The 20093-nt window shown below is 61.1% G+C and carries 21 protein-coding genes and 1 pseudogene; 13 read left to right on the forward strand and 9 right to left on the reverse strand.

Annotation, left to right across the window (positions count from 1 at the left end; all coding sequences use genetic code 11):
* Positions 1–62 precede the first annotated feature (62 nt).
* Together QA635_RS08340 and QA635_RS08345 are read left to right on the forward strand one after the other, a co-directional pair.
* The gene (locus tag QA635_RS08340; RefSeq protein ID WP_283068293.1) at positions 63–728 is read left to right on the forward strand and encodes a response regulator; all 666 of its coding nucleotides are present in this window, start codon (positions 63–65) and stop codon (positions 726–728) included.
* Positions 725–2116 carry a sensor histidine kinase gene (locus QA635_RS08345; RefSeq protein WP_283068294.1) on the forward strand — a complete coding sequence of 464 codons (1392 nt, stop codon included), beginning with the start codon at positions 725–727 and terminating at the stop codon, positions 2114–2116. Before QA635_RS08340 ends, QA635_RS08345 begins: the two co-directional genes overlap by 4 nt.
* 23 nt (positions 2117–2139) lie before the next feature.
* On the opposite strand, the gene QA635_RS08350 is transcribed toward QA635_RS08345, so the two are convergent.
* Entirely contained in the window at positions 2140–2643 is a 504-nt protein-coding gene (locus QA635_RS08350; protein WP_283068295.1) for a MarR family winged helix-turn-helix transcriptional regulator, read from the reverse strand.
* Positions 2644–2879: 236 nt separating this feature from the next.
* On the opposite strand from QA635_RS08350, the gene QA635_RS08355 reads away from it, so the two are divergent.
* The 6 genes from QA635_RS08355 to QA635_RS08380 are packed head-to-tail and all read left to right on the forward strand — an operon-like array spanning position 2880 to position 9404.
* On the forward strand, positions 2880–3920 hold the full coding sequence (locus tag QA635_RS08355; protein ID WP_283068296.1) for an amidohydrolase family protein: 1041 nt from the start codon (positions 2880–2882) through the stop codon (positions 3918–3920).
* Positions 3917–5020 carry an amidohydrolase family protein gene (locus tag QA635_RS08360; protein WP_283068297.1) on the forward strand — a complete coding sequence of 368 codons (1104 nt, stop codon included), beginning with the start codon at positions 3917–3919 and terminating at the stop codon, positions 5018–5020. The genes QA635_RS08355 and QA635_RS08360 overlap by 4 nt, the downstream gene beginning before the upstream one ends.
* On the forward strand, positions 5020–5433 hold the full coding sequence (locus QA635_RS08365; RefSeq protein ID WP_283068298.1) for a Rieske (2Fe-2S) protein: 414 nt from the start codon (positions 5020–5022) through the stop codon (positions 5431–5433). The genes QA635_RS08360 and QA635_RS08365 overlap by 1 nt, the downstream gene beginning before the upstream one ends.
* 46 nt (positions 5434–5479) lie before the next feature.
* Positions 5480–6496, forward strand: coding sequence for an ABC transporter substrate-binding protein (locus tag QA635_RS08370; protein ID WP_283068299.1), 1017 nt, complete (start codon positions 5480–5482; stop codon positions 6494–6496).
* Positions 6497–6503: 7 nt separating this feature from the next.
* On the forward strand, positions 6504–8267 hold the full coding sequence (locus QA635_RS08375) for an ABC transporter permease (protein ID WP_283068300.1): 1764 nt from the start codon (positions 6504–6506) through the stop codon (positions 8265–8267).
* Between the two features lie 18 nt (positions 8268–8285).
* Entirely contained in the window at positions 8286–9404 is a 1119-nt protein-coding gene (locus tag QA635_RS08380; protein ID WP_283068301.1) for an ABC transporter ATP-binding protein, read from the forward strand.
* Between the two features lie 19 nt (positions 9405–9423).
* On the opposite strand, the gene QA635_RS08385 is transcribed toward QA635_RS08380, so the two are convergent.
* Together QA635_RS08385 and QA635_RS08390 are read right to left on the reverse strand one after the other, a co-directional pair.
* Positions 9424–10476 (reverse strand): ABC transporter substrate-binding protein, encoded by a 1053-nt coding sequence (locus QA635_RS08385; RefSeq protein WP_283068302.1) that lies wholly within the window; start codon positions 10474–10476, stop codon positions 9424–9426.
* Positions 10477–10481: 5 nt separating this feature from the next.
* A complete protein-coding gene (locus QA635_RS08390; RefSeq protein WP_283068303.1) occupies positions 10482–11810 on the reverse strand; it encodes a Rieske 2Fe-2S domain-containing protein in 1329 nt (442 codons plus the stop codon).
* Positions 11811–11961: 151 nt separating this feature from the next.
* Here QA635_RS08390 and QA635_RS08395 point away from each other — a divergent pair, with 151 nt between their 5' ends.
* Positions 11962–12441, forward strand: a complete 480-nt coding sequence (locus QA635_RS08395) for a MarR family winged helix-turn-helix transcriptional regulator (protein ID WP_283068304.1) — start codon at positions 11962–11964, stop codon at positions 12439–12441.
* A gap of 130 nt (positions 12442–12571) precedes the next feature.
* Here the strand turns inward: QA635_RS08395 and QA635_RS08400 are convergent, their stop codons facing one another.
* Positions 12572–13084, reverse strand: a complete 513-nt coding sequence (locus QA635_RS08400; protein WP_283068305.1) for an aminotransferase class III-fold pyridoxal phosphate-dependent enzyme — start codon at positions 13082–13084, stop codon at positions 12572–12574.
* Between QA635_RS08400 and QA635_RS08405 the strand changes: the two genes are divergently transcribed.
* The gene (locus tag QA635_RS08405) at positions 13062–13322 is read left to right on the forward strand and encodes a DNA methyltransferase (RefSeq protein ID WP_283068306.1); all 261 of its coding nucleotides are present in this window, start codon (positions 13062–13064) and stop codon (positions 13320–13322) included. The genes QA635_RS08400 and QA635_RS08405 overlap by 23 nt on opposite strands.
* On the opposite strand, the gene QA635_RS08410 is transcribed toward QA635_RS08405, so the two are convergent.
* The 4 genes from QA635_RS08410 to QA635_RS08430 all read right to left on the reverse strand — a co-directional run bounded on the left by QA635_RS08410 (position 13228) and on the right by QA635_RS08430 (position 14921).
* Positions 13228–13812 carry a carboxymuconolactone decarboxylase family protein gene (locus QA635_RS08410; RefSeq protein WP_283068307.1) on the reverse strand — a complete coding sequence of 195 codons (585 nt, stop codon included), beginning with the start codon at positions 13810–13812 and terminating at the stop codon, positions 13228–13230. The two genes, QA635_RS08405 and QA635_RS08410, sit on opposite strands and share 95 nt — an antisense overlap.
* Positions 13813–13826: 14 nt before the next feature.
* A complete protein-coding gene (locus QA635_RS08415) occupies positions 13827–14090 on the reverse strand; it encodes a sigma-70 family RNA polymerase sigma factor family protein (RefSeq protein WP_283068308.1) in 264 nt (87 codons plus the stop codon).
* 377 nt (positions 14091–14467) lie between these two features.
* Positions 14468–14701 carry a hypothetical protein gene (locus QA635_RS08425; protein ID WP_283068309.1) on the reverse strand — a complete coding sequence of 78 codons (234 nt, stop codon included), beginning with the start codon at positions 14699–14701 and terminating at the stop codon, positions 14468–14470.
* A complete protein-coding gene (locus QA635_RS08430; protein WP_283068310.1) occupies positions 14673–14921 on the reverse strand; it encodes a hypothetical protein in 249 nt (82 codons plus the stop codon). The genes QA635_RS08425 and QA635_RS08430 overlap by 29 nt, the downstream gene beginning before the upstream one ends.
* A 1123-nt stretch (positions 14922–16044) precedes the next feature.
* On the opposite strand from QA635_RS08430, the pseudogene QA635_RS08435 reads away from it, so the two are divergent.
* The 3 genes and pseudogenes from QA635_RS08435 to QA635_RS08445 all read left to right on the forward strand — a co-directional run bounded on the left by QA635_RS08435 (position 16045) and on the right by QA635_RS08445 (position 17557).
* Positions 16045–16694: pseudogene (locus QA635_RS08435) on the forward strand (class I SAM-dependent methyltransferase).
* Positions 16679–16837 carry a hypothetical protein gene (locus QA635_RS08440; RefSeq protein ID WP_283068311.1) on the forward strand — a complete coding sequence of 53 codons (159 nt, stop codon included), beginning with the start codon at positions 16679–16681 and terminating at the stop codon, positions 16835–16837. The pseudogene QA635_RS08435 and the gene QA635_RS08440 overlap by 16 nt, the downstream one beginning before the upstream one ends.
* A gap of 423 nt (positions 16838–17260) precedes the next feature.
* Positions 17261–17557, forward strand: a complete 297-nt coding sequence (locus QA635_RS08445) for a hypothetical protein (RefSeq protein ID WP_283068312.1) — start codon at positions 17261–17263, stop codon at positions 17555–17557.
* A gap of 1659 nt (positions 17558–19216) precedes the next feature.
* On the opposite strand, the gene QA635_RS08450 is transcribed toward QA635_RS08445, so the two are convergent.
* Positions 19217–19654 carry a hypothetical protein gene (locus QA635_RS08450; protein WP_283068313.1) on the reverse strand — a complete coding sequence of 146 codons (438 nt, stop codon included), beginning with the start codon at positions 19652–19654 and terminating at the stop codon, positions 19217–19219.
* Positions 19655–20093: the final 439 nt, after the last annotated feature.

Below are 20093 nucleotides of genomic sequence, written 5' to 3' on the forward strand. Positions count from 1 at the left end.
AACCGTTCCGTTCAGGTTGAGTTAAGCTTGGGCGCCTAGTTCCGGTCCGAGGTGTGAGCCGAATGAAAATCCTTCTGGTCGAAGACGATCGCCTGCTCGCGCAAGAGATTGCCCGAGCCCTGCGTGAGGAGAATTTCGCGGTCGACATCGCCGCCAACGGCGAGGACGGACAGCACCTCGGCGAAACCGAATCCTACGATGCCGCCGTGCTCGATCTCGGGCTGCCCAAAGTGCCCGGCGTCAAGGTGCTGCGCGGTTGGCGGAAGCAGGGCCGGCACCTGCCGGTGCTGATCCTGACTGCGCGCGACGGCTGGACCGACAAGGTGGAAGGCTTCAAGGCCGGGGCCGATGACTATCTCACAAAGCCATTCCGGATCGAGGAGCTGGTCATGCGCCTTCGCGCGCTGGTCCGTCGCGCCTCCGGGCATGCTGCGCCGCGAATTTCCTGCGGACCTCTGAGCTTCGAAACGCAAACCGGCGTGTTCGAGCTCGATGGATTGCCGTTGAAGCTGACCGGGTTGGAGTGGCGTGTTCTCGAATGCCTGATCCTGCGCAAGGACACCGTGGTCGAGCGAGGCCTGCTGTCGGAAAAGGTCTATGAGGGCGACGTCGGGACGGATTCGAATTCCATCGAAGTGATCGTCGCGCGGCTCCGGCGCAAGGTCGGCAAAGCGCTGATCGAGACCGAAAGGGGCCGCGGCTACAAGCTCAACTCGGGATCCCCATGACGAGCCGGAACGCATCGCTCGGCCGGCGCCTCATGATCGGAGCCGGCGTGTTCATCACCGCGGCCCTGATCGTCGCCGCGATCCTGATATCGTTCGTGCTGCATCGATTCGTGCAGGGGCAGATCGATCAGAGGCTCGACGCGCAGATCCTCTTCCTCGCGTCCATGCTTGAAACCGACGGCGCCGGCAACATTCGTCTGGCGGGATCCGCCGACGGGCCGCCATTCGATCGACGCCGACGCGGCTGGTACTGGCAGATTTTGGGGCCAAAGAACGTCTTACGGTCGCGGTCGCTCGACGGCGCGGATCTGGCTCCTCCCGATATCAGCAACAGACCCCTGCCGCCCCCGCCGCCGCCTCCCCCGATCGGCGAAGATCCGCCTCCGCGAGAACGCCCGCTGCCTGCCGACGGCAAGGGTCCATACGACAACGTACTCCACTTTCGCATTTTGAACGTCGCGGTGTCCGGCACTCCTGTCACGATCGTGGCCTCCGCGCCGAGAGACGCGGTGCGCGGGCCGTTGTGGGAAGCGATGCGCACGTTGGCCTTGTCGCTCGCGGTGCTCGGCATCGCATTGATCTTAGCGATGCTGATCCAGGTTCGTCTGGGGTTGCGTCCCCTCGAACGACTTCGTCAGGCGGTCGCCGATGTAAGAGCTGGACTTCGCGACAACGTGCCCGACGCGCAGCCGGGCGAGGTCCAGCCATTGGCCACCGAACTGAATGCGCTGCTGGTTCAGAACGCCACCAACCTGGAGCGGGCGCGCAAACACGTCTCCAATCTGGCGCACGGACTGAAGACGCCGCTTGCGACGCTGGCGGTCGCGCTGCAGAAGCAATCGTCAGGCTCAGAGGATCTTCACGGTCTCGTCGTCCTAATGGACCGGCGCATCCGGCATCATCTGGGCCGCGCCCGATCGGCCGCACTTGGCGGTCCGGTTCGGACAAGAACAGTAATCGCGCCACGCGTCGCGGATCTCGGTCTCGTCCTCGGCAAAGTGAACGCCGACAAGACGATCGATTTCGTCAATCATATACCGGTCGGCCTAGCGGTAGCCTGCGAACAGCAGGACGTCGACGAGATGCTGGGAAACGTGCTGGAGAACGCCTTCTCCTGGTGCCGCAGCAAGGTTGTCGTCGAATCTCGCGAGGAGACGCGAAGTGTCGTCCTCGTCGTCGAGGACGATGGACCGGGGCTTTCGCCGGAGCAGATGTCGCAGGCGGTGCAGGCCGGCCAGCGGCTCGACGAAAGCTCTCCAGGATTCGGCTTCGGGCTGTCGATCACGCGGGAGCTCGCCGAGCTTTACGCCGGATCGCTTAGCCTGGACCGGTCTCCGCTCGGGGGACTTCGAGTGGAGATACGTCTGCCGTTCGCGGCGCTGGAGTGAGGGAAATCCCGGATAGACCGCGGTCAATGTTCCCAATCGGCTTTTTCCAGCGAGCCGGACAGTTGGTTCAGGAGTTCGCGCAATCTCTCCTTGTCCGATGGGGTGAACTCCTTGAAAAGGCGCGCGTCGCGTTCGCGTGATACTTCCGTCAACTTGACCGCGAATTTTCGACCTTCGGCCGTCAGCTTGGCGATCGCCGCTCTGCCACGCGACCGCGTTTGTTCGACCGATACGAGCCCACGCTCTTCCAGGATCGCCAGGCTTCGGCTTGCGGCAGCCTTGTCGATATCAGCGGCGTCCGACAACTCGCTGACATTGAGCGAACTGATGCTCTTGAGCGTCATGATCAGGCGCCACTCGACCGCGCCGATGTTCCAGACCGAGCGATAATAAGCAGTCGCGCCCCTATTGAGGCGCATGCCGATGGTCGAGACCAGCACGGCCAAATGTTCGCGCGCCAGGGTTCCGGCAGTGCGCGAGCGTTCGTTCGACGGTTGCTCAACCTCGAGCTTCTTGGCCCTAGGCATTCCAGGAATCTCCCCCAGCAAATCTTCGCTCAAAGTCTCACTTTTCCTGCGCATTGATCCAGATCAAATTTATTGACAAAACATTTATTGATATATCAACATAGGGTACAATCTCCCAACTCCAAGAAAAAAGTGGCGAGAGCAACATGGAAGGAAACGGCTTGGTCGGCGGTTTTGATCAGGCGAGGGCGTACGCCGGGGCTATCGATTGCGACCTTCACCCGGCGGTGCCGGGGATGGGCGTCCTCCTGCCATATCTGAACGACTACTGGCGCGAGATGGTCTCCGTCCGTGCGCTCGATCGTCTCAATCTGAGCCTGACGAGCTATCCGCAGAACTCGCCGCTATCGTGTCGCCCCGACTGGGCTCTCGATGGCGGCGCGAAGGCGGGCTCCTCGCTCGAGGCGATGCAAGACCATGTGCTCGATCGGTTTCGACCGCGCTATGGAATTCTGAACTGCCTCTACGGTGCGCAGGTCTTTCACAGCGAGGACATGGCAGCCGCATTTTGCCGGGCGACCAACGACTGGATCACGGACCGCTGGCTCGACCGCGATGCGCGGCTCCGCGCCTCGATCGTGATTCCGTCGCACAGCGCGGAACTCGCCGTGGCGGAAATCGACCGCAGGGCCCAGGATTCCCGCTTCGTGCAGGTGCTGATGCTGGTGTCCGGTGAAATCACGCTCGGCCGGCGGCATCTCTGGCCGATCTACGAGCGAGCCGAGCGCCTGGGCCTGGCGATCGGAATTCACGCAGGCAGCGCCTATCGCTATGCGCCAACCGCCATCGGCTGGCCGTCGCACTATGTCGAGGACTATGTGGCGCAATCCGCCGCATTCGAGAGCCAGCTGCAAAGCCTGATATCGGAAGGCGTGTTCGCGAAATTTCCCCGGCTCAAGATGGTCGCCATCGAATCCGGGCTGACATGGCTGAGCGGGTTCATTTGGCGCGCCGACAAGACCTGGAAGGGCGTGCGGGCCGAGGTGCCCTGGGTCAAGCGCACGCCGTCGGAGATCATCCGCAACAATGTGCGCTTCACCGTCCAGCCGGTCGATGCGGCGGACGACGGCGAGGCCATCATGCGGCTCGTCGATCACATCAAGTCGGATGAACTGTTCCTGTTCTCGACGGACTATCCGCACTGGCATTTCGACGGGGATGCGGTTCTCTCCGGCCGGCTCCCTGACGGGCTGTTTCGCAAGATCGCCAGTGAAAACGCGCTTGCCACTTACTCGCGATTGGCCAAGGCCGATCAGGTCATGGAGGTTGTGCCATGAGCACCGTCGAACTCGAGCGGCCGAAGGCCGCGAGCTACAAGCTGAAAGTCATCGATTGCGACATTCATCCGGCGATGACGTCGTGGACCGAGGTGCATCCCTATCTGGAAAGACGGTGGATCGAGCATTTGACGGTCTACGGCAGCCACCTGCGCCACGCCTTCTCCGAGGCGCTGTCGCATCCGCGGATGTCGCCCGACGCAGCACGGATCGATGCCTATCCGGAGGAGGGCGGGCCGCCGGGATCGAGCCTTGAACTGATGCGGAAGCAGCACCTCGATCCGAATGGGATCGAGGTGGGCATGTTGATTCCCCTGCGCTGGAATCCCGGGAGCCAGCGCAATCTCGACCTCGGCGTCGCATTGACCCGCGCGATGAACACCTGGCAGGTCGAGCGTTGGGTGAAGCAGGAGACGCGGCTCCGGGCTTCCGTGCTGGTCGCCCAGGAGGACACGGTCGCCTCCGTCGCCGAGATCGACGCCAGGGGCGGCGATCCCAACTTTACCCAAATCCTGATCCTGCCCAAGACGGATGAGCCACTGGGACGTCGGCGGTACTGGCCGATCTACGATGCGGCGGTGCGCAACAATTTGCCGATCACGATCCACGTCGGCGGCACCAATGGCCATCCGTCGACCGGCGGTGGATGGACTTCCTACTACATGGAGGAACATCACTCGGTCGCCCAGACCATGCAGGCGGTGGTCGCCAGTCTGGTGTTCGAAGGCGTGCTGGAGCGCTTTCCCGAGCTGCGCGTCGTCATCATGGAGGGCGGCCTCGGCTGGGTGCCGTCGCTCAATGCGCGCATGGACAAGCACTGGGCGCGTCTGCACAGCGAGGTTCCCCATGTGAAGAAGCCGCCGTCGGAATATGTGCGCGAGCAGGTCTGGTTCAGCACGCAGCCGATGGAAGAGCCAGCGACGTCGTCCGAATTGATCGACCTGTTCGACCGGATCGGCTGGGACCGGCTGCTGTTCTCGACCGACTACCCGCATTGGGATTTCGACGATCCGCGTTACGCGTTTCGTGCCAACCTCACGCAAGCCCAGCGCGAGCAGCTTCTCTATGAGAACGCCCGCAAGTTCTACAGGTTGGACTGATGGCGCGGCATGTGGTTGCGGCCGTGGACCAGATCCCGCCGGGTCAGCGCCTGCTGGTCGAGGTCAATGGACGCGAGATCGGCATCTTCAATGTGGAGGGCGAGTATTTCGCCGTCGGCAATCGTTGTCCGCACGAGGGAGCGTCGCTGTGCAAGGGGCGTATCGTCGGGCTGGTCGAGGCCGCAGGTCCGGGCGACTATCGATACAGCCGTCGTGGCGAGTTGTTGCGCTGTCCGTGGCATGGCTGGGAATTCGATCTGCGCACCGGACGGTCGTGGTGCGAGCCTGATCGTACCAAGGTGCGGAGTTACGAGCTGAAGGTCGAACCCGGCGGGGCGCTGATCGAAGGCGAGCTGCGCGCCGAAACGTTCCAGGTCACCATCGACAAGCAATATGTGGTCCTGGAGATCTGAGCACCGGCGAAGCAAATAGCGAATAAAAGATTTTGGGAGGAGTAACGTGTTGTTCAAGCGAGTGATGCCGGCAGTTGTCGCCTGTCTTGTCGGTCTGTTGAGCCCCGCGCAGGCCGAGGACGGTTCCTGGGACAAGGTCGTCGAGGCCGCCAAGAAGGAAGGCAAGGTCGTCGTCTACAACATGGCTTTGGGCGCTCCCTACTTCAAGGACGTGCTGAAGTCGTTTGAAGCAAAGTACGGAATTGCGGTCGAGAGCCTCGACCTGCGCGCCAGCGAGCTCGCCGAGCGTATCCGTACCGAGCAGGCGGCCGGCCGCTTCCTCGGTGACGCGGAAATGGTCACGACGACCATGATCGAGGAGCAGCTCAAGAACGGCGATTTCGTGCAGAAACTGCCGCCGATCCCGAATGCCGCCCATCTGCGCCCGCCGTTCAAGGCCAATGAATACAGCGTCCCGGCCTTCATGCAGCCGATGGGTATTCTCATCAACACCCGGCTGGTCAAGGAGCAGGACATCCCGACGAGCTGGAACGATCTCAACGATCCCAAATGGAAGGGCAAGATCCTCTCGGACGACATGCGGCCGCTCGGCAGCGGAAACACCATGTTCGCCATCCTGGAAAAAACCATGGGCGGCGACTTCAACCAGAAACTCGCCGAGCAAAAGCCGGTGTTCAGCCGCGACATGCGAAACGACGCCCGCCGCGTCGCGCGCGGTGAATATGCCATCTATATCCCGCAGATCTTTGCCTTCACGTCCGATCTGAAGGGCTTGCCGGTGAAGGTCGTGATTCCGAAGGAGGGCGCGCCTTACGCGGAGATGGATCTCGCGGTGCTCAAGAACGCGCCGCATCCCAATGCCGCGCGTTTGTTCATCGACCACTTCCTCGGCGTCGAGGCGCAATTGCTCTACGCCAATGCCTGGATGCTGCCGGTGAACGCTGCGGTCGCCGAGCGCGCCAATTCGGACGCGCAGCAGTTCGTGAACGCCAAGATCATCGGCCCTGCAAAGCTCGCTGAGCGCTCGTCCATGATGGACCTCGCCAAGAAGCTTTATCCCTGAGAGGGCCATGAGCATTTCAGCCGGAGAGGGCGCGAACAACCTGGTCGAGCGGCGCTCGGCCGGCCCGAGCGGGCTCGGGCGGTGGCTGCAGGCGACTGCGGCGGGCCGCGTCACGGCGCTCGCTGTGCTCGTCGCCGTTCTCGCCTTTCTGTCCGTCTATCCGCTGTCGATGCTGCTCTACGGCAGCCTGCATTCGACGCCGCCGGGGATGGCCGGGACGTTCAATCTGGATGGCTATCACGACGTCATCACGCTGCAGAGTGCGGTGACGCTCCTCAACACCGTCGGCATTTCACTGGCCAAGACCATTCCTTCCGTGGTCCTGGCCGTGCTGCTCGCCTGGATTCTGGCGCGAACCGACACGCCGTGCCGCGGCGCGCTGGAAGTCCTGATCACGCTTCCATTCTTCATCCCCCCGATCCTGACCGCGATGGCGTGGGGCATGCTCGGAAACCCGCAGGTCGGGTTGCTCAACCAGATCTATCAATGGATCACGGGATCGGAGACCGCGCCGATCAACGTATATTCATATGGCGGCGTGGTCTGGCACATGATGCAATATTCGGTGCCGTTCCTGTTTCTTCTCATCGTCGACGCGTTCCGCGCGATGGATCCGAGCCTCGAAGAGGCGGCGACGATGTGCGGCGCGTCGCGCCTGAGGACCTTTCGTACGGTCACCTTGCAGCTCATGCTGCCGGCGCTGACCGGCGCGGCCATTCTGAGTTTCATTCGCGGCATCGAGAATTTCGAGTCTCCGCTGTTCTTCGGCTCGCCGGCCGGAATCCGGGTCATCACCACCGACATCTATGACTCGATCAACCAGCGCTCGCCGCCGCAATATCAGTATGCCACCGCGGTCAGCTTCGTCATCATGGCGCTGCTGTTCCTGATCGTGCTGGTGCAGGGGCGGATGCTGCGCGGCCGCAGCTTTCAGACCATCACCGGCAAGGGCTATTCGCCTTCGGTGATGAAGCTCGGCGCATGGCGATGGGCAACCTTTGCGTTCTGCGTCCTGTTCTTCGTGGTGACGGTGGTTCTCCCGGTCGGCCAACTCATCATCGGCTCGTTCTTCAAGTTCTTCGGGTTCTATCAGTGGGACATGCTGACGCTCGAGCACTACCGGGAGGTATTCAGCAGCAGCGAATTCTGGCGCGGGTTCAGCAACACGATGTTGCTGGGTCTCGTCGGGGCCACCCTGACCATGTTGCTCGGCGCAACCGTCGCCTATGTCTCGGTCCGCACGAAATGGCGCGGCCGGCTGCTGATCGACTCGATGGCCTGGCTGCCCTGGATGATGCCCGGCATCGTCCTGGGTGTCGGCTTTCTCTGGGGATTTGCGCTCCTGCCGCACAGTATCCCGATCTACGGCACGATCTGGGCGCTGTTGCTGGCCTACATCTCGCTCGGGACGCCGCTTTCGGTGCGCGCCATGTCGAGCGCTTATGCGCAGCTTTCGTTCGACCTCGAGGAATGCTCCCGGGTGCACGGCGCAAGCTGGCTGCAGACCATGCGGCGCATCGTGCTTGCGCTGGCGTGGCCGTCCTTCGCGGTCGGCTGGGTCCTCGTGTTCTTCGGCATCATGCGCGAACTGAGCGCATCCGTGCTGCTCTATTCAGTCGGCTCCGAGGTGTTGTCGGTCGTCTTGCTGAAGCTGTGGGCGAACGGCAATGCAGAGCAGGTCAGTGTCATCGGGCTCATCATGATGGTTCTCGTGATCATCTTCCGGTGGGTTCAACTCAAGTTCATCAACAGCCGCATCGGTGGAATGTGACCGGGCCTGGATCATGCCATGTCGAATGTCGTTCTTGAGAAGGTGAGCCGCGTCTTCGGTGATTTCGTCGCGGTCGACGGCGTCGACCTGCGCGTCAGCGAAGGTGAATTCGTGACCCTGCTGGGGCCGTCGGGGTGCGGCAAGACCACGACATTGCGGATGGTTGCGGGCCTCGAGCAAAATACCGGCGGCCGCATCAGCATCGGCAACGAGGTGGTCAGCGATGCTGGGCGCGGCCTCTTCGTTCCCTCGGAGCGCCGCAGGCTCGGCATGGTGTTCCAATCCTACGCGATCTGGCCGCATATGACGGTTTTCGAGAACGTCGCGTACCCGCTGCGCGTGAAGCGCAAATCCACGGCCGAGATTCGCGATCTTGTCGGCAAGGCGCTGCGCCTGGTCGAGATGGAGAGTTTTGCCGAGCGGCCGGCGCCGGCGCTGTCCGGCGGCCAGCAGCAGCGGGTGGCGATCGCGCGGGCCCTCGTCTTCGAACCCAAGGTGCTGCTGCTCGACGAGCCGCTCAGCAATCTGGATGCAAAACTTCGCCTGCAGATGGGCGATGAGTTCCGTTCGATCCAGAAACGGCTCGGGATGACGAGCCTGTACGTGACACATGACCAGGCCGAAGCGATGGCCTTGTCCGACCGCGTGGTCGTGATGGATCGCGGCCGGATCCAGCAGATCGGGGCGCCCGAGGAGATCTACCGCTATCCCGCAAACCGGGTCGTGGCGGCCTTCTTTGGAACACCGAACCTGCTCGAGGCCAGCGTCGAGGCCTGCGCGCGGATCGACGACCGCCGTGTGCGGCTCGACGTCATCGGAAAAGGCTGGCGTGGCGCGTGCGAGTCGGCAAGCGAGATCAGGCCGGGGCAGGCCGTGACCGTCATGGTCCGTCCCGAAGACGCTCGTATCGCCGCACCCGACGCGGCCAGCAGAGACCATGAGCTTCGCTGGTCCGGGCAGATCGCACACACGATCTTCCGTGGACCGACCCGGTCGGTCGTCGTGCAGACCGGCGACGGCCGTCTCAATGTCGATGCACCATCGTTCGGCGACTTCTCCGTCGGCGATAACGTGACCGTCGTCGTTCCGCAGAAATCGGCCTGGGCTGTACCGGAGCAGGCCGCCACAGCCTCATGACCGGTCGCGCCCGGATGTCTCAGCGATAGATCTGCTGAGCCAGGGACAGCATCTCGTTCATGCGTTCGGGATCCGTGGTGCCGAGAAGCTTGGTGGTCTCGATCTGCGCCACCGCCGGATCGACGCCTGTCAGCGCGTCGGTCGTGGTCGGCAGCAGGCCGAGCTTGGCAAGGCTCTGCTGCATCGTCTTGCCGAGGTAATGCTCCATCAGCAGCCGGGCTGCGTTGGGGTGAGGCGCATTTTTCAGCAATGCGAGATCGTAGCCGACATAGGGCAGTCCCTCTCTGGGCGCGATGAACTTCACCGGCAGGCCCTTGAGTTCGAGCAGCGATGTCAGGCTGTCAGGGATGTAGAGCGGAAGCTCGCCGCGGGCCACCCGCCGCTCGTTGGCGGGTATCTCCCTGCTGAACTTCAGTTCCTGCTGGGCGAGCTTTTCGTGGAAGCCACGACCGTAAAGGTCCTGCAGGACGGAAAAAAGCACGCCGCCGCCGCCCAGCGTCCGCAGATCGTCGCTGAGAATCTTGCCCTTCCAGCGCGGGTCTGTCAGGTCGAGCCAACTTTTCGGCTCGTCCGCCGGCTTGACCAGCATGGTGTTCGCCAGGATGCCGTAGACGATTGCAAAGATCGGCAACCGCATCCCGTCGCTTGGGAAATCGGCCTTGAGACGGCCGAGGCTGGGGAGCGGACCGTGCGGTTCGAAGACGCGCTCCTCCTTGATCTGCAGCGTGGTCGTGGTCCGCCCGTTCTCGGAGACGTCGGCAGCGTTGCGACCCGCGGCTTGCTCGATGCGGATGCGTTCCCGGACCTCGCTTGCCCGCGCTTCGAGGATGTCCACGGTGATTCCGTAGGTGGACTCGAAGTCCTTCTTGAGCTCCTTGTGCGCGGCAAGGCCGACGAAGGCGCTGTAGAGCACCACCCGACCTTCCTTCTTGGCCGCGGCGACGAGTGCGGACCATTGCTCGTCCGCTCTCGCCGGGGCCATGATCGAAGGCAGGATCGAAGACGCCGTCAGTCCAAACACCGCAGCGCGGCGCGTGACGCGCGCGCGCTCATTCCAATCCGGCGCGGACATCGGCGCTACTCCGCCGCCTGCTGGCTCGGTGCACGCCAGCGAATGGCGGTCTTCAACTTGTCCTGATAAGCCTCGAGCCAGTCGAGCTTCGCGTCCGCGTAGTACGATCCTGCGCGCGCGTTGAAGAACACCTCGGCATCGTCAACGCCGGACGGCACGGTGCCGCTGTTGGCGAACGCCCGTGCCGCGTTTAGCAGGCGGCGTCTCGTCCGCGAGATCATCACGTCGCTCGGCGCGAGATGTTCCTTGGTATGATCGACGATCGGTCCCATGCTTTCCGTGACGGCCTGGTCCTGCATCACGATGTTGCGGATGCCGGTGTAGATCTTGTTGGTACGCTGGGCCTCGCGATCGATCTGCCAGTCATTGCCGATGTTCTGGACCGGACGCCAGCGTCCAAACCAGTCCGTGGTGTTGGGCAGATAGTCGAGACCGTCGGCCCCCGGGATGCCGCCGCCGGATTTTAGCTTCGAGCTTGAGTAAGTCGCGCCCTTGGCGCGGCCGCCATAGATCGAGATCAGCATCGTATGGGCGTCGTCCATGGGCACCCAGGCCTTCGCGACCACATGGTCGGCGAAATAGGCGTTCGGTGTCTGGGTCCAGAACGGCAGGCAGAAATGCGCCATGCGCCAGTGCATCTGGCCGTCCGGCTCCGGCCGGAACGCGCCGTACATCGTTCCCCAGTCGGTCTCGGTGACCTTGTACTCCGGCGCGCGGTTGGAGACGGTGTGCCGGGCCGGATGGCCCTCCTCGAAATCGTCGGGATTGATGTGTCCTGCGTGCAGGAAGCCGAAATGCGATGTGTCGATGTCGCCTTCGAGGCCCTGGAGCCAGTTGGCCTCGCGCTGCAGAATGGTGACCGTCAAATCCTGCTCGGGAACGAACAGGGCCTCTAGCATCGGCATCGGCGGGGCCTCGGCGCGGGCGCCCATGTAGACCCAGATGAGGCCGGCGCTTTCGCGCACCTTGTAGCTTTTTGCACGGACCTTTTCCTTGAAGTCCTGCGGAGGGGGGACGTTCGGCATTTCGAGGCAGCGGCCCTCAACGTCGAATTTCCAGCCGTGGTAGACGCAACGGATGCCGTCGTGCTCGTTACGGCCGAGGAACAGCGAAGCACAGCGGTGCGGACATTGATGATCCAGCACGCCAACCCGGCCCGAACTGTCACGGAAGGCGATCAGCTGCTCACCGAGTAGCATCAAGCGCATCGGGTCGCCGTCGACTGGTAGTTCCGACGAGAGAGCGGCGGGGATCCAGTACTGCCGCATCATCTCGCCCATGACCGTGCCCGGGCCAACCAGCGTCAGATCCCGGCCGTCAGTCGATTTCGACATAGTGGTCCTCCTTGCTTCTTGATTGCTTATTATTTTCATAATGCAAGTAATTTGACTCTGCGTCAATGACGCGATCTTCAAATGCTGGACGGGTTGAGAGGTACGGCACGACCCGTTATGGTTTTGTTTCCATCATCGCGAGCAAATCTTCTTGAACAAAGTCAGCACGATCCTTCCGCTTGAGAACTGGACCGGATACCGTTTTGGTCTCATCGCTTCGCGACTAGGTAGCTTCATTGCTCCCATGTATGAAGAACGTTACGAGTTGACGATGCCAGCCTGGCGAAGCCTTGCGGTCATTGCCAGGCATCAGCCCCTGACTGCCGCACAGCTTGCAACGCTCACCTCGTCGGATGCCTCCAAGGTCGCCCGGGCGATTGATTTGTTGGTACGCCGTGGGCTCATTCATCGAGACCTGGACAAGGCCGATCGACGGCGCGCCAGCCTTAGATTGTCAGCCGAGGGCCGCAAGGTTTACAAGGATATTGAGAAATTCGTTGTTCGGGTCGAGCGTAAGCTCATGGCCGCGCTCGATCCGCACGAAGTCGAGGTTCTGAGGCGAAGCCTCGACAAGCTCGATCACCAACTGGAGACCGAGATCAAAGCGAAAGGCCGAGAGAAGTTCCTGTAACTGCCTTCAAGTGGGCAAGTGAGCCAAGGCAATGCACGCTACCGGAACGGATCGGTAGTCGCCCACGTCAAAGGAGGTTATCCGACGGCCGCAAGTTGGTCGGCGGCGCCGCCGTCGGCGCCTCCGCAGCTCACAATGTCCGGATGCCGTTCTTGATACCATCGGCGATCTGACCAATCTGCTCCTCATCGATGACAAGAGGAGGTGAGAGGATCAGCGTATCGCCAAGGGCGCGAACAAAGATTCCGTTTTCGAGACAATGGTTGGCCACCGCGCGGGCTCGTTGACCAGGTGCATTCGGGGCAGCTTCGATCTCTACGGCCCCAAGTAGCCCAAGGTTGCGAATATCGCGGACCACGCCGCCGGCGTTCCTGATGTCGTGAATGGCGGCTTCCCATCTTCCGGCGATGCGGGCGACTTTCTCGAAGATACCTTCTTCCAGATAGACATCGAGCGTGGCAATCGCGGCGGCGCAGGCAAGTGGGTGGCCGGAGTAGGTGTAGCCATGAGCGAGTTCGACTGTGGCCTCCGGTCCCTGCGACATGGCGTCATGCACCTGCTGGTGGATCAGCACGCCGCCTATGGGAACGGCGCCGTTGCTCATCCCCTTGGCGCAGGTGATGAGGTCAGGCGTGCGCCACATCGGCGATGGCGTTCTAATTCAGGATGTCATTAGCGACATCTCCCCGCTTAACTCGCAAGCGCAAGAGCGGATTGGCTATCCAACGCAAAAACCGCTCGCGCTCTTAGATCGAATTATTCAAGCGTCGTCCAATCCTGGTGATATCATTTTAGATCCATTTTGCGGCTGCGGCACAACAGTTGAGGCTGCCGAGACGGCTGGCCGAGCAGACCTCCTGCTACATCGATTGCCAGACTAGCAAACAACCGCTCGCGATAACTCAAGCCTGGTCGCGCCCAAAGCTCAGCCGACTGATCTTCGATATTCGCAGCAAGCTCTGGATCGGCAGCGCGCAATTGTTCGAACGCGTTGGCAGAATAGGGTGCTGCCGGATGCGGCGCCCGGGTACGCGTCGCGTGGCTGTCCGATGTTTGGCCAAGTTCTGCGACGACTTCCGTCAATCGCTCGAATGCTCGTGATGCGGGATTGAGGCCAGCAGCCGGAGCGATATGCCGCAAGAGCTCGCGCAGGTCCTCGACCGGCATATTGGCTTTGTCCAATGCCATCGCCGTGTGCAGTTCGAAAGGCAGGCCAAGCTCGCGCACGGCAACGTCGCCAGCGATAAGCAACGATGCTTTCTCGCGCATCGAGAGCCTCGATGGCGACCATATTTTGCGGCCGGCTTCGAGCCCCATTGCGCCAAATACAGGGTCAAGCCGCATGACGCGGTCAGGTGAAACCAGGTCCATGGCAGGCTCCTTTCTCATTGCATGACGCGATCGCCGCCAGGCGACAGTCCCAATTCGTTGAAGACATGCTTCAGCTTGTCAGGATTACGCACGGCATAGATGACGCGGATTCTTTCGGCCGCAACCTCGAGAGCGATCGTGTAAACGTCGCCGTTCGCGAGAGTTGCCACACACCCGGGTAACCCATTGATGGTCGCGCGACGCAGGTCGGAGAGGCCCAGATCACTGCGCCAGACATCAAACGCTTTGCGGCGGAGTTTGACCCGCAGCCGATGCATCTGGATGAAGCCACTGCTGCCGAGACGATTTTCTAGGGTCTTACAGCATCGGGGGCGGCATTCAGCCTGAACTGCGATGCGGCTTCTCGTTGAGGCGCGCCCGTTCGGTCAACATCCGATCATCGGTCTTGGCGGTGAGGTGCGTTGGATGGCTCCGGTCCGCCCGGGCGATGTACGCATGAAGGGCGAAGTCAAAGACCTGACGCCCTCGAAGACCAAACCCAAGGCACCGTGGTCATGTAATGGCGATGTACAATCGGCATGGGCAAGCCGTCTACGAGTTCACGCCCATGACATCGTTCCCCGCCGACCGGAGACCTGATGGTGTTCGCGAGAAGTGCCTCGAATGCGAAAGCCGCGCAGGTCAGCTTTGGTCGTCACTGCATAAAAGACTCGTCGTGTATCTTCGCCGTCTCCAGGTTTACAGTGGCGAGACCCCAGATCTGCTTCTTGTTGACCCAATCATACTTCGGAGCCGCGGTGGTGAGACGCACATTGGCAACGAGGTCCGTCATCGGTTCATTCGATCGCGGCGTTGCAACGCCGTCAATGTGCATTGCGATGCGATGGCCGTATTCAGTTTCAACTGCCGTCGAGGTCAGTGCGTCCATCGGCACGCAAATGGAGGTATTCGACGCCACTACGTACTTTGCCCGTGATGCGGCCTTTGATCTGTCCCTCGAAAGCGACATCAATTCGTGCTCCCTGCAGGGGCACCTTTTGCTGGCCGCTTAGGAGTGCATTCAGAGTCACGCCGTAGGCGGTGATGCCGGCGATATTGAAGTCACACTCGTAGGTCTTCTCGGCGCGCGTCTTCTGAACCTCGGTCATCGTTCGCTCCTTTGGTTGACAATGATATGGTGGCACTACGGATGGCTCGAGCAGCATGCTGATCCAGCCTCACGCTCTCATTCGGAGAATTGAAGGGGACGGTCACCCGTGCCAACTGGCGGATGCGGAAGGAGGCCTACCAAGCCATGGAAGGCGCGCGTCGTTTCGCTGAATTCGTCGCTGCCGGGCGTTGCAGACTACACTAGGCCGATTCCCCGCAGATTCATGTGTTCGCGGCCTAGGGGATAGACCTTACCGCGTCGCCGCTCCAGTTGAGCGTTGGAACCGGTCGTCCTCTCGACAAGTAGGGCGCGCAGTCTGAGGCCTGGAAGGGCGCGTTATCGCGCCACTGCGCAGGGCATCGAGAATATGGGCCGTGAAAACACCGGCGCTCACCAAGGCCAGAAATGTCGCCAGCAAGCTCATGATGTCCATCCTCGCGCTATTCCGCGTGATTCTCTCTTGTTGAGCGAACCAGAGAGCCGTCGTGTGGAGCGTCAGCCGCAGGATTGCGAGAACAGCGTCGGCACTGACCGGCACCCCAAGCGCTGTGATGTACTTGGCCGATGCTGGGCCACGCGACCGCCGTCGCTCGGCCGCGATGCCAGCACCGCCACTGCAGCGGTTGCTCCGGCAATGAGTTCGTCGCGCTCGTCAGCGCGGATGAGCGCAGCGCGAGATCGCACAGAAGATCGGGCGAACTGGGGCCGCGGTTCAGCCGCGCTTGGCGGTGATCAGGAAGCGCGTCGTGACGGACAATGAATCGGCGCCGGCTGCTACATAGCGATGAAAGCCGCCGGCTCGTACTGGCACTTGGTGCAAGAAAACAGGCCACTAGGAACGCCCCTCCAGCCTTCGCTTTGGGGTATCGAAATGGAATGAGCCGATGCCTCTCCGTGTACTCATTAAGCGGCTGGCCGCCTGATATCCGCTCAACCCCCAACAGCGGCGGAAAAGCGGAGATCTCCCGAGGTCTGGAAGGGTCAAAAGCGGCGCTTCGGCCCGCGCTTGCGGTTAATCGCCAAGTCGGCCAGCATCAAGGACAGATGACGCCGAGACATTTGTTTGGTAATTTCCAGTAGCGCCGTAAGGGGAAGTCATGTCGGCCCATGAACATTGGCAAATGGATGCCAGCGCGCCGGAACTTTACGAACGCTACCTCGTCCCAGCCATCACTTCCGTATGGGCCAATGACCTGCTCGACAGTGTCGGGCCAAGGCGCGGGGAAAGCGTACTCGACATCGCCTGCGGTACCGGCATCGTGGCGCGGCTGGCAGCGCAGCGCGGGCATGCCGGTCGGTTAGTCGGCATAGATCTGAACACGGCGATGCTCGCGGTGGCACGGGCAAAGTGTGGACTGTTGAATGGGTCGAGGGTAGTGCCCTGGACCTGCCTTTCAATGCAAACAGCTTTGACGTCGTGCTCTGCCAACTCGGACTACAATTCTTCCCGGATTGGCCGCTCGCGCTAAAGGAAATGGTGCGGGTGCTAAAGCCGGGAGGCCGCGCTGGATTGAGCGTCTACAGCGCGATTGAGAGAACGCCAGCGGCGCACGCTTTCGTGCAGGCGCTCGACAAATATCTCGGAGCAGAGTCATCACGAACCAAGCGTTCCGAGCATCTCTCCCGCGATGCGCACAAGGTCGGCGCTTGGGCGAAACAGGCTGGCTTCGACGTTGTCGATGTAGCCATCGTCGCCAACAAATTACCTTCCCGTCGATGCTGGATTATGTTCGATTTCAGCGCACGGCGACGCCAATGGCTGCACTCCTGAAGGAGAGAGATGCAGCGGAGCGTGAGCGCATGATCTTGTCAATCGCCGATGATGCTGCCTCGCGCCTCGATCCTTCGATGCTGGCGGGTGGCAAGCTGACATTCCCCCAAGAATCATTCGTGGTGACGGCTTCGCTCCGCTGATGTCGGCTTCGGGTCAAACTAGACAGAACTCGAAGTGAGCATATTATTGTCCGCTTTCGGGCACATCGCGACCCCCGTATCGGCGGTTCCAGCGCTTCGCTCGAACACATCCGCAAATTGTTTCGTAGCCTCAAATTACATTTGTCAGGATAGCTACGTACCCATGAACGAGTTTTTGACTGCAGCAAACGGGCTCTAAACATCCTCTCCGAACTTCATGCTTCCGAAAAAGAGTTGGTAGGCAAGGGGGGCGATTGATCACGTCTTTGTGGATGACGTCCATGGGCTCCGCATTGCAATTGTGGGACATGAGGGTCGGTGGCCAATAGCGATGGTCAAGCAAGAGAAGGCGATCGCTGTAAGAAAGCTGAGCAAGAAAAATTACGGCGCGCGATTCACGAAGGTTAACGACTCCGCTGCTGCATGACTGAGACAATCGGATTTGCTTGGGACACGCGCGCGGCGTTTGACCTGATCGTCAGCGCCGAGGTCAGCGACGAGGCCTGGTATTCGGTGCGTCTGCGCGGGCCTCCTGGCCCGGCGAGAATTCCGCCGTCACGATCGGATGCGGCTATGATGTCGCCAGACGCGGCAGCAGGTCCTGGTGGCAAGATCCCGGATGCGATGTTGAAGGCACTGGACGCGGCCTCAGCGTTTCGCTGGCGCCGTTTCTGTTCCGGGAACGAGCAGCAGTCCGCGACGTTAAACCTCCAAGATTGAGGAGTGGGACTACTGCCGCGGCCTCAGCGCTCTCCCTGGGGCGTTGGGCCGTGACCGGGTTTGCGAGTCGCCAGCCGCTCCGCCAGAATCGCTTGTTCTTTTGTCAGCTTCTCGGCGAATGGCCCTTCTATTCTATCTGGGCTGGTCCTTTGAGCTCGCTGTCGTAGACCATCCCAACCAATACTTCCTTGTCGAACGAGGTGCCGGCCTCGCATCAGGGCTTCCAACAAATTCCATCGCAACCTACCACCTGTGAAATTAACCCGCTGATTTGCTCGCTGGCATGAACTGGCCGCGCCCGCTTTCCTGAAGCGCAATTCAGGCAAGGAGGTTGTTTCATCGAGACAGATCAGCAATTGGCTGCCCCTGTCCTCTGCGCCGATCTGAAGCGACGTGGCTTGATCTGCAGATCGCCGACGCCTGGCGAGGGCGGCTGCTTCTCAACGCTAGCCGGCGAGCTCGCCATTGCCGAGATCGGAACAGCGCAATGACGGCCGGCACTTCACCAATCAGCCCGAAGGAAATATCGCTCCTTAAGTCTGCTCGTCGTGGTCTTTACGGCATCTTGGATGCGATCGACGTCTGCGCCGTCCCGGACAGTGACGTTGAGCCGCCAAGTCCGGTCTCTCGGATAGACTTCGACATCGATAACGTATTCGCCACTGGGAACGCTTCGAAGTTCTCGAAGGGCTATTAGCTCCAGATCCCTTGCAGAGATCATCGTGGTGACCACCGCAGTACTCCATACGAGGCGGGGGATAACTCGGATTACAAGGACGTTGTTCCTATGAGTTCTTGTGAAGGATGAGTGGCGAAATGACGCCAAAGCGGCAACTCGCTGTCCTGAAGCTAGCGATCAAGCGCGCGATCGTTGCCTAGGGCGCGCTCGGCGATAGCGGAATCCGATTCCCTCAACGTGTCGCAGGTCTGAAGCCGGGCGACCAGGATGCGACGCGGCATACGGCTGCAATGAAATGTGGTCCGGATCGTGCCGACGGCTCGGGAGATCGCCCAGGCCGGGACCGTTGCGGATTGGCCGGCATTGTTCGGGCATCAACAGCGCGACGGCGCGACAAAGCGGGTTGAGGAGCTACGATGATCACCTTGCCGATTACACGAAGCCGATCCGGATCAGCTGAAGTCTGAGGCCAGCCGTTGCTAGGCTGCAGCGCTCGGTGCCCGCCGCGGTCGAGAGCGCTCGCTGGATGCCTGATGGAGGCATAGCGACGACTGCCAAGGCGGTTCAATTCGACCTGGTCCTCCATGCAAGGGGGATGGTTCGTGGTTGGGTCTGAAACGGCCACAGCAGCGGTCGAACTGGCCTTGGTGCGGATTCGCTCGTTGGCAGCCATGGCATGGCACGACCAGCTAAAACGGCAACACCGGGAATAGGAACGATCCCTTAACCGGTCGGTTGATCGTCTGTTCAGTGCCGACCGTCATCGGCGTTGAACAAGGGATGACGTAGAAAACTTGGTCTTGGCACTTGACCGTCTCGTGCTGAGGCCTTCCTTTGCGCGAAGCGATGCGATTTGAGAGAAGCTGTATGACGCCTAATGAACGCCGTGACATGCCATGGATTATTGGGGCTGCTGCTTTGGCTTTTGTCTTGTCGATCGTCGCCGGCGGCATGACGTACTTCCGGTAGCGGCCGGTCGGTTAGCCCGGGCGAGTATCGGGACTATTCACGAGTTGGCTCTCTAGCTCGGAAGCGCGACTTTCCAAGTCATTCATCTCGAGCCGGATTTTGAGAGCTAAATCCGTGTCCTTGCTTTGCTTAGCCAGGGCGAGATCCGTCTCTAACTCGCTCAGGTCCATCAAAATCTTGCCCAATTCCACGCTCGTCGCATAGGTCGGATCATCTTCAAGGTGGCTGTATCGGCTCCCGACCGCTGTACGAGATCGAGCCTCCTCATCGCGTTCGCGGTCGCCGATTGCGGAGAGAGTGCTTTGCGGGCTAGCGTTCTCGTGACGTTCATCGGCGATATGTTGTCTTTGGCTATCGCGCTCACGCCGGGTTTTCCTCGCCAGCAGGTAAACGACCATCACAGTGGCTAGGCCGATAACGAGCGCAATGGCTGGACCGATGACGCTCATTTGTTACACCCTTATCCTTCTCCACAGGTCCAGACTACGAACTGACTTTCGACGCAGCCGATATTTGCTCGCAAATCAGCTTGAGTGAATAGATGCGCCCGCGGCACAGCCGCGGAGGGTTTTCATTTACCGCGCGTTTTCAAATGAGCACGCCAGAAGACGTTCCAAAGAAGAGAGAAACAGATGGCGCACGGGATCAAAATCGGCTGCTGCAAGAAAGGCACGCCGAACAAGTTTTCAGGGCAGCTGAGCGCTGAAACTACTGCATCTGAACAGCGGATCGGAGGCCCTTCGAAAAAGGGCCAGTTAGGGCCAGGGCAGTAGCTGGTCGATGCGCGGTTTGGATGGCCGAACCGGCTTTGGAATGCGTCGAAGGCCTAAAAGCAAGCTGCACGTCGTCGTCTTGGCGATCGCACTGGCCCCGGCGGCCGCAAGGGCT

It is taken from the genome of Bradyrhizobium brasilense (assembly GCF_029714345.1).
Taxonomy (GTDB): Bacteria; Pseudomonadota; Alphaproteobacteria; order Rhizobiales; family Xanthobacteraceae; genus Bradyrhizobium; species Bradyrhizobium australafricanum.